The sequence below is a fragment of the Aquirufa sp. A-Brett2-W8 genome (assembly GCF_054558755.1).
The window spans coordinates 15062-30782 of the sequence record NZ_JBPXKS010000007.1; the positions used below are offsets into that span (position 1 = coordinate 15062).

Below are 15721 nucleotides of genomic sequence, written 5' to 3' on the forward strand. Positions count from 1 at the left end.
AGTAATAATGACGCAAATTAGCACATCCTCATCAGAAAAAATAATACTTGGAATTGATCCAGGGACGCGTTTTCTTGGTTACGGCCTATTGCGTATTACTAATGATAAGGTGACTGTTTTGCAATATGGGGTATTAAATCTAACTAAATACACTACTCAAGGGGCAAAATTCCTGAAAATACACGAACGTATTTTAGGTATCTTAGAAGAGTTTTTACCAGATGAGATTGCGATTGAGTCACCGTTTTTTGGTAAAAATATACAGTCTATGCTTAAGCTAGGTAGGGTTCAAGGGATGGTCATGTCCTTAGCTTTCTCTAAATCTATTCCCATCGCTGAATATGAGCCTAAGAAGATTAAACAATCTGTAACCGGAAATGGGAATGCTTCTAAAGAGCAGGTGGCTAAAATGGTAGAAATCATCGCAAACATTAAATTAGATGGTAAACTGCACGATGCCACAGATGCTCTTGGAATAGCTATTTGCCATCATTTTCATAATAAAAATATCAGTTCCACTATGAAAGGAACAAAGAAGGGCTGGGGAGCATTTGTTACAGAAAATCCAGAGCGCATTAAATAAGCGTCGCTAATTGTTTATCTACCTCCGCTAATGTTGCCGCAGGAGTAAAGCAATAATCACCCACGCAGACTAGGTAGTCCGAATTCTCCTTATTAGGAATAAAAAATAGCTGTTCCTTATCAATACACCATTCATGCCTATCTAAATTTTCTTTTGAATGAGCTGATGGATTATACTTTAAAAGGGCCTTAGGATGTTCAATCCAATCAGAATAAATACGAAGCCAATTAGCAAAATAAGCAGGATGAACGATGGCTCTTTCTAAGATTTGGCCTAACATATCTCGTCCCTTTATGGTGTATTCTGCTTTATTTAGTAGAATACCATTCCATAGAAAAGCCTCACATAGCATTGAATTCGAAGATGGCATCACAGAATCCATTACTTCCACTTTCTCCGCAATCAAATAGTCTGCCTGATTAGACCGGTATTGAAATAAAGCTAATTCTGTATGTGAATAAGTAGAACTAATTACTTGAATAAGATCATCAGCTTTATGTAAATATTCGCTCTTTTCAGTGATTATATAGAGTTTTGTATAGGCCAAAACTAAAGCAGACATATCATCTAAAAACGCTAAAATAGGTTCTCTAGAAAATTCAGACTGATGAAACCACTTGCTTTCTACGGAAAAATATTTTTCTATGGAATTCATTAAATCAATAGCTGAATCTATATCCTCTTGTCGACCAAATACCTGGTAAACATCTAAAAAAGCTAAGACTAATTGTGCATTCCATACTAAAATTTCTTTCGTATCAGTACCGGGTCTTATGCGTTGATCTCTTAGGGATTTTAAATGTTCCATTTCCTTCTTAAAATGACTATTAAGAATGGGAGAGGACCTGAATAAAATATTACGACCATCTTCCCAATTTCCCTGCTTAGAGATGGAATAAGTCTTTAAAAATTCTTCATTCTTTAACTGGGCTAATTCTGTAAAAGTATACGTATAAAAAAGTCCTTCTTCTCCGTCTGAATCAGCATCTAGTGAGGAATAATAAAGTCTACGTGGAGATAATAATTCCATTTTTAGAAATGAGATGGTATCAAACACCACCTCTTGATAAAGTGGATTAGGTTCTCTTTTATAGGCTATCGTATAGGCGGACAATAATTGTGCATTGTCATACAGCATTTTCTCAAAATGTGGGCAAAACCATTCTGAATCAACTGAATACCGGGAAAAACCACCGCCAACAGCATCATAAATACCTCCTTGAACCATTTTTTCTAACCAGGTTTTAGCTAAAGGCGGGATACCTAATTCTACTGATAAGCTAGACGGAATGGTATATAAAAAGTGAATCAGTGATGGAAGAGGGAATTTAGGAGCTTTATTTATGCCACCAAACACGGGATCAAGAGCTGATTTTATTTTAGATAAAGCGCTCGGAATGACTTGTGAAACCTCGTTTAAATCTGTTTTTGCAAAAAATGAAGCGTTCTCTGATAAACTTTCAGCAAATCCATCAGCCGATTTAGCTAATTCTGCTCTGTTTTTTTTAAAAGCGTCCTGAATGGAAAGTAGAATCTGCATCCAATTAGCTCGCTTGAAATAGGTGCCTCCGTAAAACGGCTTTTGGTCTGGCATCAAAAAAACATTTAATGGCCATCCACCATTTAAACCCATTTGATGCAAGGCTTCCATGTAGACCATATCCACATCAGGACGCTCTTCGCGATCTACTTTAATGTTAATAAAGTATTTATTCATTATGGCAGCCACCTCGTCATTCTCAAACGATTCATGTTCCATCACATGGCACCAGTGGCAAGCTGCATACCCAATACTAACTAAGATAGGTTTATCTTCATTTTTAGCTCGTTCTAAAGCTTCCTGACCCCAGGGTTCCCAATGAACCGGGTTATTCTTATGTTGCAATAAATAGGGGGAAACTTCTGAGCTTAGCTTATTCATCCGAAATAGTAAAAATAGATTCGTAAATTTGCACAAAATACTTGTATGATTGACCAAAGAGATTTTGTTCTTAGCCCCGAAATTGCTAATTCCCCAGAAGTATTAGCTGAATTTTTAACAGCTGAAATGGGGGCTGATTTCATGGCTACTACGAAATATCGAATAGAAAAAAGGTCAATAGACGCTAGAAGTCGTCAAATCAAAGTGAATCTTCGTATTGGCTTCTATGAGAAAGAACACGATTTCACCCTTTCTTCACAATTGCCAGCAGTAAAGAAAAATGCAAAAAAAGTACTCATTATCGGGTCTGGTCCTGCCGGTTTATTTGCTGCCATTGATTTAATTAAAAAAGGAATTAAGCCAATCGTCCTAGAAAGAGGAAAAGATGTTAGAGAAAGAAGACGGGATTTAGCTGCAATTAATCGATTTAATATAGTTGATCCAGATTCTAATTATTGTTTTGGTGAAGGCGGAGCTGGTACTTATTCCGATGGGAAATTATATACTAGAAGTACGAAACGAGGTGATATCAAAAGTGTTTTAGAAACGTTTGTGGCTCATGGAGCACACAGTGATATTTTATTTGAAGCTCATCCTCATATCGGGACGAATAAATTACCAGGTATTATCGCCTCCATGCGTGATGCTATCATTGCGGCAGGCGGAGAAGTGCATTTTAATCACCGGGTAACAGATTTCTTCATTGAACATAATTCCATCAAAGGTGTTTTGTGTAATAACGATATAGAATTTTTGGCAGATAGATTATTATTAGCTACAGGACATTCAGCTCGTGATATATTTCAATTATTACAAGATAAAGGAGTGGCAATTGAGGCTAAACCGTTTGCAATCGGAGTACGCATTGAACACCAGCAATCCTTTATCGATCAAGCACAATACAAAGTAAATAAGCGACCGGAATTCTTACCTCCAGCAAGTTTTAGTTTAGTGACTCAAAGTACTTACGAAGGGGTACAAAGGGGCGTATTCTCCTTTTGTATGTGTCCAGGAGGTTTTATTGTACCCTCTGCTACTTCACCCAATCAAGTAGTTGTTAATGGCATGTCTCCATCTAGACGAGATTCTAAATATGCCAATTCTGGGATTGTGGTAAGTATTGTGAATGAAGATCTAGCGCGATATAAGGAATTTGGGGCTTTAGCTGGTATGCAATTGCAAGAAGAGTTAGAACAGAAAGCTGGAAGTTTAGTAGGAGGATCCCAAAAAGCAGTCTCTCAATATACCCTCGATTTCATACAAGGTAAAGCGAGTAAAAGTTCACATCCCACCAGTTATGTTCCTGGTTTAGAACCTGGCGAAATGCGGGAATTTTTACCTGATTATATATCTGTACCCTTAGTTCAAGGATTTCAAGATTTCAATAAAAAAATACCTGGTTTCTCCTCTAATCTAGGTCAAATTATAGGTTTAGAAAGCCGAACATCCTCCCCAGTTAAAATACCTAGAGACAAGGAAACGCTAGAACATCCTCAAGTAAAAGGTCTTTATCCTTGTGGAGAAGGAGGAGGATATGCGGGTGGTATTATGTCTGCTGCTTTAGATGGAATTCGCTGTTCCGAGTCAATTGCTAATTCATTTTAGTCATGACTGAATTTCTACATTTTAAGCAATTATATCAAAATATACTTCAGAAACCGGAGATAAAAGAACAGGCTAAGCAAGCTGCGGTGGTTGTGCTTATCGTAGAGGAACCTTTACTAGAACCATACCTTATTATTATCGAAAGAAATGAATATGATGGACACCATAGTGGCCAAATGGCTTTACCAGGAGGTAAAATGGATCTATCTGATCAGGATTTACGGGAGACTGCTGCCCGAGAAGTATTGGAAGAAATAGGAGTGGAGATTAATCATCAAGAATTAATTTACTTAACAGAACATTGGATTCATGTGTCCAATTATTGGATTACCGCTTTTTCGATTCACTTGAATAAAAAGCTGACATACGATTTAAATAAAAGAGAAATAAATCGTATTTTTGAAATACCTGTGTCGTTCTTTCAAGATCCAGCTAATATCATTCATTTTGAGGTTAGCTACGATGGAAATAAGATCCTAAGTCCCTCCTTTAAATTTGAAGGAAATATGATTTGGGGGGCCACAGCTTTAATTATGTACCAACTCTTCCATGGGGAAGAAAATTAGCCAAATAATAACATGAGTGAATCAGCGGACGGCGCACTACAGAATCAGATTGCGGTAGCAGGGATGTATGAGAATTGGTTCTTAGAATATGCTTCTTACGTTATTTTAGAGAGAGCGGTTCCAGCCGTAGAAGATGGTTTAAAACCTGTTCAGCGTCGCATTCTGCATGCGTTGAAGGAAATGGATGATGGCCGTTTTAATAAAGTCGCTAATGTCATCGGCCAGACGATGCAGTATCACCCACATGGCGATGCGTCTATAAACGATGCCATTGTTAATTTAGGCCAAAAAGAACTCTTATTTGATTGCCAAGGTAACTGGGGCGATAACCGTACGGGAGATAGTGCAGCAGCTGCTCGTTATATTGAAGTTCGTTTATCCAAGTTTGCGGCAGACGTTGTATTTAATAACCAAACCACAGAATGGCAAATGTCTTACGATGGTCGTAAGAGAGAGCCTGTTACATTGCCCATTAAATTCCCGCTATTATTAGCTCAGGGAGTAGAGGGTATCGCGGTAGGTCTTGCAACGAAGATTATGCCGCATAATTTCTGTGAAATTATTCAGGCTTCCATCGATATATTAAATAACAAGAAAGTAGAGCTTTATCCTGATTTCCTTTTAGGCGGCATGATGGATGCGACGAATTATAACGACGGTTTACGTGGTGGTAAGATTCGCATAAGAGCTAAAATAGATGAATTAGATAAGAAAACGCTGGTTATTACTGAAATCCCGTATACCACCACAACAACGTCCTTGATTGATTCCATTATTAAGGCGAATGATACAGGAAAAATTAAGATTAAAAAGGTCATTGATAATACAGCTAAAGATGTAGAGATACAGATCCAATTAGCGCCAGGTATATCTCCAGATGTTACGATTGATGCTTTATATGCCTTTACTGATTGTGAAGTATCCATTTCACCTAATGCTTGTGTCATTATTCAGGACAAACCACACTTCGTAGGTGTGGGAGAAATACTACGCGTTTCTACTAATCAAACAGTGGACTTATTGCGTCAAGAATTAGAAATACGCAAGAGTGAATTAATGGAGAAAGTTCTATTTAGTTCTTTGGAAAAAATCTTCATTGAAAATAGAATTTACCGAGATATTGAAGAGTGCGAAACATTTGAGTTAGTCATTCAAACAGTAGATAAAGGACTAGATCCCTTTAAAAAAGATTTTTACCGGGAGATAACGGAAGAGGATATTTTAAAGTTATTAGAAATTCGAATTAAGCGTATTTCGAAGTTTGACAGCTTTAAAGCAGACGAATTAATGAAACGTCTTTTAGACGAATTAGCGGAGGTGGAAGATCATTTAGCGAACTTGATACGGTATGCGATCGATTATTTTAAAAACTTATTAGTCAAATATGGTAAGGGAAGAGAACGTAAAACTGAAATTAAAAATTTCAATACGATTTCTGCCACCGTTGTTGCAGCCGCTAACCAAAAACTATATGTCAACCGCGAAGATGGTTTCGTGGGATATGGTATAAAGAAGGACGAATATGTTATGGAATGCTCTGATATCGATGATATCATTGTCTTCCGTTCGAATGGAACCTGTGTTGTCACGAAAGTGCAAGAAAAAGTCTTTGTGGGTCGTGATATTCTTTATTGCTCTGTATTCAAGAAAAATGATGATCGAAAGGTGTATAATGTTGTATACCTCGATGGAAAATCAGGGACCTCCTATGTTAAACGCTTTAAGGTAACTTCGGTCACAAGAGATCGAGAATATAAAGTGAGTAGCGATAATGCTAAATCTAAACTTACCTATTTCTCAGCTAATGAAAATGGAGAAGCGGAAGTGATACAAATAAGTCTAACGGCTAATTGCACAGCTAAAATCAAGCAATTTGATTATGATTTTGCCAAATTAGCCATTAAGGGTCGCGAGTCTTTAGGTAATATGCTAACTAAATATCATGTTCGGAAGATTACTATGAAATCGGCAGGTGTATCTACACTAGGAGGAGTTAATATCTGGTATGACCTTACCATAGGGCGTTTAAACAGAGATGGGCATGGAGATCATATTGGCAATTTTGAACCCAATGATAGTATTTTAGCTATCTATTCTTCAGGTAATTATGAATTAACCAATTTTGAGCTAACGAATCGTTATCCAGCTGAAGAAATTAAGTATTTAAAGAAATTTGAGCCACTAGCTATTATTTCTGCGGTGTATTTTGATGGATCAAATAAAACTCATTTAATTAAACGTTTCCATGTAGAGACGACTTCTTTAGACAAGAAATTTTTATTTATCTCAGATCACAAAGCGAGTAAATTGATTGCTGTGACTGATAATTATGCACCTAATGTGCAGATAAAGCATAAGCCAGATGGAAAGACGAATGAATTAGAAATCATTCCAATTGAAGATATGGCAGAAGTAAGAGGTTGGAAAGCGCTAGGTAGCAAATTAAATTATCCTAAATTAGTGGAAGTTTCCTTCCTGGAAACAGAAGAGGATGAACCGATCGCCATTCAATCAACACTAGAACCGGTTAAGGAAGAAGACGATTCTAATCTAGTTTCTGAAGAAAATACTGATGAGGGAGAGGTAACGGAAAACGAAACATCAGACGAACCTGAATTTGTTATTAATTTTCCAGAAGAAAAGGGCGAAGAGATTCAACCGGAGGAGGAGATAGAAGAAGTAGAGGAGATACCATTTGAAATCAAAAATCCACCAACTGGGGAACAGTTAGGGCTATTTTAATGGAGCAGAAACTGAATAATCCGAAAACAATGAATGCCTGGGCTTTTTATGACTGGGCAAATTCAGTTCATTCGTTAACGATTACTTCAGCGATTTTTCCTATTTATTTTCCTTCAGCAGCCATTACGCTAGGAAGTGATACACCTGGGATTATATCCATACTTGGATTTGAATTAAGTAATACGGTGGTATTCTCTTATTCCATTTCACTTGCCTTTTTAACATTAACTTTATTAATGCCCTTTCTTTCTGGAATAGCGGATTATACAGGTTCGAAGAAGAGTTTCATGCGCTTCTTTTGTTATTTAGGCTCATTGAGTTGTATTGCTTTGTTCTTTTTCAGTAAAGGACATTATTACATTGGAACCATTGGCTTCCTGCTGTCTATTATAGGCTGGGGTGGAAGTATGGTTTTCTATAATAGTTTTTTGCCAGAAATAGCCACACCAGATAGGTTTGACCGGTTAAGTGCGAAAGGTTTCACATTAGGTTATATAGGCTCCGTTATCTTATTAGTTCAAAACCTTACCATGCTATTAAAACCAGAATGGTATGGCGGAATAGGTGGCGAAATGGCTGCTCGAATATCCTTTTTAACGGTAGGGTTGTGGTGGTTATTATTTGCGCAAATACCATTACACTATTTACCTGATTCAGTAGCAAAGGTTAAAGACACGAATAAATGGTGGTTGGGTGGATTTAAGGAATTACAAAAGGTTTTTAAAGAAGTCACAGCTAACAGGGAGATAAAGAATTTCTTGATGAGTTTTTTCCTATTTAATATGGGAGCCCAAACGGTGATGTATTTAGGAGCCATATTCGGAAGTCAAGAATTGCATTTACCAGAGGATGCTCTAATTATAACGATCCTATTAATTCAATTAGTTGCCATACCCGGCGCTTATGTGTGCGCTCGTTTATCAGGTTGGATAGGGAATATAAAGGCGTTAGGCTTAATTGTAATTATATGGATGTTTGTATGCGCCTATGCGTATACAGTTACTTCTCAATTTAATTTCTATTTATTAGCTACGGCCATTGGCTTTGTGATGGCGGGAGTTCAATCTAATAGCCGCGCATCGTATGCGAAATTATGTCCTAAAGGGGAGAAGGATACGGCATCCTATTTTAGCTTCTATGACGTTTGTGACCGTATGTCAACGGTTATAGGAACGTTTATGTTTGGCCTTATTATCCAATTAACCGGTAATATGCGTATCAGTATTTTGGTGCTAGTTTTTGTTTTTGGAGCTAGCTTACTCTTTTTAAGACCCTTAATGTCAAGCGCAAAGGCAAAGGCTATATGGGGATAATATTACGTTCTTGTGCATGTTTCCATGAATCAGGTATATGAGCCAAAATTTCTAATTCTAAAGCTTTAATAATAGCTTTTCTTGAATAAGAGTGGCTATGCACTAAGGCTACTTCCCTCACTGGTTTTGGATCAGGCAAAGTATACACTTTTTCCTTCAATTTAGGATCCAGGTAATCGACGAACATTTGTGGTATGATTGTTTGGCCAAAGCCTTGGTCAGCTAAACGTACAATCGTCTCCATACTTCCTGTTTGATAGGTCATTTTAGTCCCAATAAGTGCTCCAGATGGCAAATTACAAATTGAATTAACCTGACTACTTAAACAATGGCCTTCCTCTAATAACCACAATTTAGTAGGATCGAGTGCCGACTTTAAATTAGCTCCATCTTCTTCCCAAACATTGGAATACAAAAATAACTCCTCGTAGTAGAGCGGGATTTCAACCAAATTATCATGTAACGGGGTAACCAATATACCAATATCGATTTTACCATCTTGAATTCCTTTTTTAATAGTAGCGGTTGTCGTTTCTGAAATACTAATAGATAAATCAGGGAACTTTAATTGAAAATCAGCCAAAAACTTAGGCATTAAATAGGGGGCAATCGTAGGAATAACTCCGATAGAAACGAAGCCACTCACTTGATTCGCCCAACCTTTAGAAAGAGATAGGATTGAATTGCTTTCATTTAAAATAGCTCTTGCTTTAGCCAGTATATCTCTAGCTTCCAAAGTAGGTTGTAGAGGTTTGGCTTTACGATTAAACAAGGTCATATTTAACTCATCCTCTAATTTTTGTACTTGCATACTCAAAGATGGTTGAGAAACACAACAAAAATCAGCTGCTTTGGAGAAACTTTGCAAATCAGCTAAGGCAACAATGTATTCTAATTGCGTTATTGTCATATATAGTTTAAAACTATACAAATATAGAAAATATAGATTTGACTAATATAGCTTTTCAATCGATATTTGCATTATAGTTTAATAAGAACAAAAAAAATACATACAATGGCAAATCACATGTTAGGTTTAGGAAGTCAATTTCCTACATTTTCAAAAACGGCAGTCGTTTCTTTAGAGCAAGGAAAAGAATTCGCAACAATTACTTCAGAAGATCACAAGAAAGACGGTAAATGGTTAGTAATGTTCTGGTGGCCAAAAGATTTTACTTTTGTTTGCCCTACAGAAATCGCTGAATTCAATCGCCGTGCGACTGATTTTTCTGATCGCGATGCTGTATTAATCGGTGCTAGTACTGATTCTGAATTCGTACACGCAGCTTGGAGAAGAGATCATGATGATTTACGTGGTTTAAAATTCCCAATGCTTGCAGATACGTCAAAAAGTTTAGCTGAAGACTTAGGTATCTTATTAGAAGGCGAGAAAGTAGCTTACCGTGTTACTTATATTGCTGACCAAGACGGAATTGTACGTTGGGTATGTGCTAATGATTTATCAGTAGGTCGTAATGTAGACGAAGTATTGCGTGTTTTAGACGCTTTACAAACAGATGAACTTTGTCCATGTAACTGGAAAAAAGGCGACGCTACTTTATAATTATTCTTTAGCTCCAGGATTCCCTGGGGCTTTTAAAATCCAATATCATGAGTGAAACTAAAGACAACTTATTAGCAGAGATAAATATCCTTGCTACAGAATCGTTTGCCCTTTTAGATACCTTAGATGCTGCAGATCACCGCTATATCAAGGATCTTAAAATAAATGTTTCGAATGCGTTGCGCGCTCAAACATTAACTGAAAAAGAAGCTTTGCTTTTAGCTTTGGCAGTATCAGTTAATCAAAAGCATACGAGAACCATTGACTCTTTAACCGAATTAGTTCTTCAAAAAGGAGCGACAGAGGCTGAAATCAATGAAATTCATGCTTTGGTATCCTTATTAAATGCAAATAATATTTTTTATCGATTTAAGCACTTCGTGGATAAAGAATATTATAACACGGCGCCTGCTGGAATTCGTATGTCCATCATGATGAATCCCGTATTAGGAAAGGAATTCTTTGAATTAGCCAGCTTAACTGTATCAGCCATTAATGGTTGTGAAATGTGTGTTACTTCCCATGAGCAATCAGTAAAGAATCACGGTGCTACAGAAGCTAGGATCTTAGATGCTGTCCGTTTAACGGCAATTATCAAGAGTTTAATCGTACTATTATAATTTTAAGGTTGAGTAAGAGAAAGTAGGGGAGCGATCCCCTCTTTTTTTATTCTATCGGGATTAGCGTGAATTCAACTCGCCTATTATTCTTACGTGTTTCTTCTAAAAAGTTATTAACTAAAGGCTTAGAACCGCCCCATCCCTTAGTTTGTATACGGACAGCATCTACTCCTTTAGAAACTAAATAAGCTTTTACATTCTCCACTCTTTCAAGAGATAATTTTAGATTATCATTCCAATCCCCCTGGTTATCTGTATGCCCTTCAAGTAATAATTGGTATTGCCCATTTTCCGAAAGAATAGCTATCACTTTCTCTAATTCAGCTTCAAATCCCGGTTTTAATTCTGCTTTACCTTGATCAAAACTTACATTAGCAAAGGAGATCGCTTTGTTCTTTTCAACCGTTTGAAGGAAGAAATTCCGATTAATAAGAACAAAGTTCTTCTCTTTACTTAGGTCAAAGTTCTCTACTTTAGAAAAATAGCCAGACTTCTTAACCTGAATGGTAAAATGCTTTTTAGCAGGCCACATAAAACTATAATCCCCTGCATAAGGATCATAATCAATTGAAAGCGAATCGGATGCATTTGCCTTTGATTTAATCAAAATGCGAGCTGCCATATTCTCCTTCGTTTTTTGATTAATTACTTGACCTGTCATCTGTATAAGTGTTAATGGTTTCGCCTTCTCCGGTATTTTTATACGGAAAATATCTTCTGCTCCCAAGGAGTTTTCTGTTGAACTAAAATAGGCAAAGTCCCCTTTAGCAGAGACAGAAAAATAGCCATCCCATTGTGAGGTATTAACGATAGGACCTAAATTTTCTGGTACAGTCCAATTTTGCCATGTATCATCTAATCGACGAGATAAAAAGATATCATTATTACCATATCCCACATGACCACTGGAAGAAAAATACATGGTTACTCCATCAGGGGCAATAAACGGCGTGGATTCAGCTTCTCCGCTATTCACAACTAGTCCAATATTCTTAGGTTCAGACCAGGAATCATCCGAGTTAAGGAAGGAAACATAAATATCTTTTCCTCCATAAGAATCTTTTGTTTCGGTGGTCATCAAAAGAACTTTTCCGTTAGGCGCTAAAGTATATTCTGAAAACTCTGACTTATTTTTAAAGTTGACTATTTTTAATGCTTTTGGGAAACTCCATTCTCCCGTTCGTAACAAAAAGGAAAAGGAGACACCTTTCTCCATTGTACCATCTTTACCGTAGACATTATTTAATAATAAGGTCTTTCCATTAGGTGTAATGCCGCAAACAGCGTTGTTTTCGTCATTATTGATAGGTGCGGAGAAAAGACTAGCCTTAGACCACGTTCGATCTGATTGCCAATTAGATACCCAAATGTCTTGGTTTTTGTTAGTCCCTAAATTTTCTGGGTGCTTCCAACGGGTAAAATAAAGTTTTTGGCCATCAGGACTTACTACTGGGCAAATCTCGTTGAACTTAGAATTGATTGCGTTGCCAAGATTTTCCCGAGCTAAATAGGCATTCGCATCCGAAGTCAATTTAAGTGAAGATTCAATAGGCTCATCGCTATCCGAGATTCCGATGGCATCAATTTGAGAATAGCCCTTCACACGTAATGAATTAAAAGAAATCTTTAATCCCTTTAATTTAAAACTTGTTTTAGTGGGTAGGCGTATGGTCGTTACCTGAGAACCAGCTGTATTATAAGCAGGTGAAAATGTGCGTAATGGATAAATCTTATTATTCTGATCTAGACCATCTACTGAGGTAATACTTCCCGCTCCATAGTTTTCAAAAATGGCAATTTGTTTTACAGCCATAGTCGTATCAAATCCAACTAGTAGATATTCTCCATCCGGACTATCAGCGGTCATAGTTTGCCAAGCACTAGGGCTAGCAGACATTTTAGGGTATTTACTAGGCTTTCCTAGGGCATGTAAGGCTCTAAATTCCTTTCCTAATAAAGGATCTTTGTATTCACTAGAGACAGCGATAACTTGGGACGCCCATCTAACTTTTTGGGCGAAAGTAAGGGTAGAAACAAAAATCAACAAGATGAAGATTCTTACACCCATCTGATTAGTTCGCTACAGACAATAATTCCGTAATCGTAGCCTTAGGGTCAGCGGAAGCAAAAACAAAGCTTCCTGCCACTAATACAGTAGCTCCAGCTTGGTATAAATCTGCTGCATTTGCCATAGTAACACCACCATCGATTTCAATCTTTAAAGTAGTATTACCAGCTTCTGCAGCCATTTCAGCTAAACGCTTGGTTTTATTAATTGTCTTAGGGATGAATTTTTGACCTCCAAATCCCGGATTCACTGACATGATCAAGGCTAAATCTAAATCAGCAATGATGTCTTGGTATACTTCCACTGGCGTTCCAGGATTAATAGCCACACCAGCTAGGCAACCTGTATCTTTAATTTGTTGAATCGTACGATGAATATGTGGACAAGCTTCAAAATGAACAGTGATAACTTTAGCTCCAGCTTTGGCAAAAGTAGAAATATAATGTTCTGGCTTCTCGATCATTAAATGAACATCTAAAACCTTAGTAGCTACTTTATTTATCGCTTCTAAGACAGGAAATCCAAAAGAAATATTAGGTACAAATACCCCATCCATTACGTCAATGTGAATCCACTCTGCTGCAGATTCATTCAACATTTGTACTTCTGAACCTATGTTCAAAAAATCACAAGCTAAAACCGAGGGGGCAATGATCAAATTTCTCATATACAAAGGTATAAAATATTCCTAAACCTTGTTTCCCGCTTGATTCCAATAGAATTAAGTTTTAATTTCGATTATGGATATGAATCAGCGGATGAATGAACTCATAGAGAAGATCAATCTTTATAATGAGGCTTATTATCAGAATAATGAAAGTATAATTTCGGATCAAGCATTCGACCAATTACTCGCTGAATTAATTCAATTAGAACTGAATAATCCTCTTTTTGCGCGTTCCGACAGTCCTACACAAAAAGTAGGCGGAACAATTACGAAAGAATTCAAGTCTGTTATACATCAATTTCCTATGTTATCTTTAGGAAATACGTATAATGAAACTGATTTGCGTGATTTTAATGAGCGGGTTAAAAAAGGTTTGGATGGGGAATCTTTTGAATACGTTTGTGAACTGAAATTTGATGGTGTGGCGCTTTCGTTTTGGTATACAAATGGTGTATTACAAAAAGGTGTTACTAGGGGAGACGGTTCGAGAGGCGATGACATAACCGCTAATGTAAAGACAATTAAAAGTTTACCTATCCGAGTAAATTCAACGCTGTTACCTGCTAGCTACGAGATTAGAGGGGAAGGTTATATGCCTATCACTTCCTTTGATAGAATCAACGCAGCAAAAGTAGCTAAAGGGGATCAACCCTTAGCTAATCCGCGTAACGCCGCATCTGGAACATTTAAAATGCAGGATTCTGCTGAAGTCGCACGAAGAGAAATGGAATGTTTTATATATTCCTACTTAGGGAATGAAAATCCATTTAATAGTCACTCTGAGGCTTTAGAACATTTAAGATCAGTTGGTTTTAGCGTTTCGCAGACGTATCGCGTATGTGCTTCTATCGATGACGTAATTACCTACATCTCCGATTGGGCAGAGAAGAGAAATGATCTGCCTTTAAATACAGATGGGATAGTCATAAAAGTAAATGATTTTGGTCAACAAGAACGTTTAGGATTTACTGCCAAATCACCTCGTTGGGCAATTTCTTTCAAATACCCATCTGAAATAGCGCGTACTAAAATCGTTTCTATTTCTTACCAAGTAGGAAGAACAGGGAACGTTACTCCTGTGGCCAACCTAGCACCGGTTTACTTAGCTGGGACAGTCATAAAACGGGCTTCCATTCACAACGCTAATGAAATGGAACGTCTTGATTTACGGGAAGGCGATACCGTTTTTATTGAAAAAGGGGGTGAGATTATTCCTAAAATCACCGGTGTAGATGTTACGGCAAGAAAACAGGGTGAAGCTTTTGTATTCCCTGATTATTGCCCTTCTTGTGCTACTGAATTAATTCGGCAAGAAGGAGAAGCGAACCATTATTGTCCAAACGATTCCGGATGTCCTCCTCAAATTAAAGGGAAATTGGAGCACTTTATTGCTCGTAAGGCCTTAAATATAGAGAACTTAGGTACGGAAACGGTTGATGTATTATTTGAAAAAGGAATCGTATCTAATGTGGCAGACCTATATGATTTGAGCGCAGAGAAATTTATTGGTTTAGACGGCTTTCAGGCAAAATCTATTCAAAACATTCTTTCTAGTGTTGAGAAATCCAAAGAGATTCCTTTCCGTCAAGTATTATTTGGCTTGGGAATTCGCCACGTAGGAGCGACCATTGCTGAGAAATTAGTCTTGCATTATCATTCACTTGATAATCTTGTTATTGCCAATTTAGAAGAGTTAATAGCCATTCCTGAAATAGGGGAACGTATTGCCTTAAGTGTGTTGGAGTATTTTTCAAAACCAGAAAACTTAGAGATCATTCAACGCCTTAAAAGTGCGGGAGTTCAATTTTCAGAGGATATAAGTGAAATAGTTTTGGAAACAACGGCCTTAGAAGGTAAAAGTTTCGTAATTTCGGGTGTATTTAGCCATTTCGATAGAGATGAGCTTAAAGCAAAAATCATCGCTAACGGCGGAAAAGTCGTTTCCAGTATTTCTGCTAAATTAGATTACCTAGTGGCTGGTGAAAATTTGGGTCCAGCTAAGCTAGAAAAAGCAAATTCACTTTCCATACCAATTATTTCGGAGGACGAATTTTTAGCCCTTCTTTCTTAAA

Annotated in this window: 12 protein-coding genes; 8 read left to right on the top strand and 4 right to left on the bottom strand. The window is 37.2% G+C overall.

What is annotated here, in order from left to right:
• Window positions 1-7: 7 nt before the first annotated feature.
• Window positions 8-583 carry a crossover junction endodeoxyribonuclease RuvC gene (gene ruvC, locus ACST13_RS07715; protein ID WP_459522619.1) on the top strand — a complete coding sequence of 192 codons (576 nt, stop codon included), beginning with the start codon at window positions 8-10 and terminating at the stop codon, window positions 581-583.
• Here ruvC and ACST13_RS07720 read toward each other — a convergent pair.
• A complete protein-coding gene (locus tag ACST13_RS07720; protein ID WP_459522620.1) occupies window positions 576-2504 on the bottom strand; it encodes a thioredoxin domain-containing protein in 1929 nt (642 codons plus the stop codon). The two genes, ruvC and ACST13_RS07720, sit on opposite strands and share 8 nt — an antisense overlap.
• A gap of 45 nt (window positions 2505-2549) precedes the next feature.
• Here ACST13_RS07720 and ACST13_RS07725 point away from each other — a divergent pair, with 45 nt between their 5' ends.
• Genes ACST13_RS07725 through ACST13_RS07740 form a run of 4 tightly spaced genes read left to right on the top strand, consistent with a single transcriptional unit; the run spans window position 2550 to window position 8730 of the window.
• Window positions 2550-4109 (top strand): NAD(P)/FAD-dependent oxidoreductase, encoded by a 1560-nt coding sequence (locus ACST13_RS07725; protein WP_459522621.1) that lies wholly within the window; start codon window positions 2550-2552, stop codon window positions 4107-4109.
• Window positions 4110-4111: 2 nt separating this feature from the next.
• Window positions 4112-4675 carry an NUDIX hydrolase gene (locus ACST13_RS07730; RefSeq protein ID WP_459522622.1) on the top strand — a complete coding sequence of 188 codons (564 nt, stop codon included), beginning with the start codon at window positions 4112-4114 and terminating at the stop codon, window positions 4673-4675.
• A gap of 12 nt (window positions 4676-4687) precedes the next feature.
• Complete coding sequence (locus tag ACST13_RS07735; protein ID WP_459522623.1) at window positions 4688-7417, top strand: DNA gyrase/topoisomerase IV subunit A; 2730 nt, start codon at window positions 4688-4690, stop codon at window positions 7415-7417.
• Entirely contained in the window at window positions 7417-8730 is a 1314-nt protein-coding gene (locus ACST13_RS07740; RefSeq protein WP_459522624.1) for an MFS transporter, read from the top strand. Before ACST13_RS07735 ends, ACST13_RS07740 begins: the two co-directional genes overlap by 1 nt.
• Here the strand turns inward: ACST13_RS07740 and ACST13_RS07745 are convergent.
• The gene (locus ACST13_RS07745) at window positions 8717-9640 is read right to left on the bottom strand and encodes a LysR family transcriptional regulator (RefSeq protein WP_459522625.1); all 924 of its coding nucleotides are present in this window, start codon (window positions 9638-9640) and stop codon (window positions 8717-8719) included. The genes ACST13_RS07740 and ACST13_RS07745 overlap by 14 nt on opposite strands.
• A gap of 105 nt (window positions 9641-9745) precedes the next feature.
• Between ACST13_RS07745 and ACST13_RS07750 the strand changes: the two genes are divergently transcribed.
• Entirely contained in the window at window positions 9746-10294 is a 549-nt protein-coding gene (locus ACST13_RS07750; RefSeq protein WP_459522626.1) for a peroxiredoxin, read from the top strand.
• A gap of 47 nt (window positions 10295-10341) precedes the next feature.
• Window positions 10342-10914, top strand: coding sequence for a carboxymuconolactone decarboxylase family protein (locus ACST13_RS07755; RefSeq protein ID WP_459522627.1), 573 nt, complete (start codon window positions 10342-10344; stop codon window positions 10912-10914).
• A gap of 46 nt (window positions 10915-10960) precedes the next feature.
• On the opposite strand, the gene ACST13_RS07760 is transcribed toward ACST13_RS07755, so the two are convergent.
• Entirely contained in the window at window positions 10961-12982 is a 2022-nt protein-coding gene (locus ACST13_RS07760; protein ID WP_459522628.1) for an OmpA family protein, read from the bottom strand.
• Window positions 12983-12986: 4 nt separating this feature from the next.
• The gene (rpe, locus tag ACST13_RS07765; RefSeq protein ID WP_459522629.1) at window positions 12987-13649 is read right to left on the bottom strand and encodes a ribulose-phosphate 3-epimerase; all 663 of its coding nucleotides are present in this window, start codon (window positions 13647-13649) and stop codon (window positions 12987-12989) included.
• A gap of 79 nt (window positions 13650-13728) precedes the next feature.
• Here rpe and ligA point away from each other — a divergent pair, with 79 nt between their 5' ends.
• Window positions 13729-15720: an NAD-dependent DNA ligase LigA gene (gene ligA / locus ACST13_RS07770; protein ID WP_459522630.1), complete on the top strand. Its 1992-nt coding sequence runs from the start codon at window positions 13729-13731 to the stop codon at window positions 15718-15720.
• The last annotated feature ends 1 nt before the right edge of the window (window position 15721 follow it).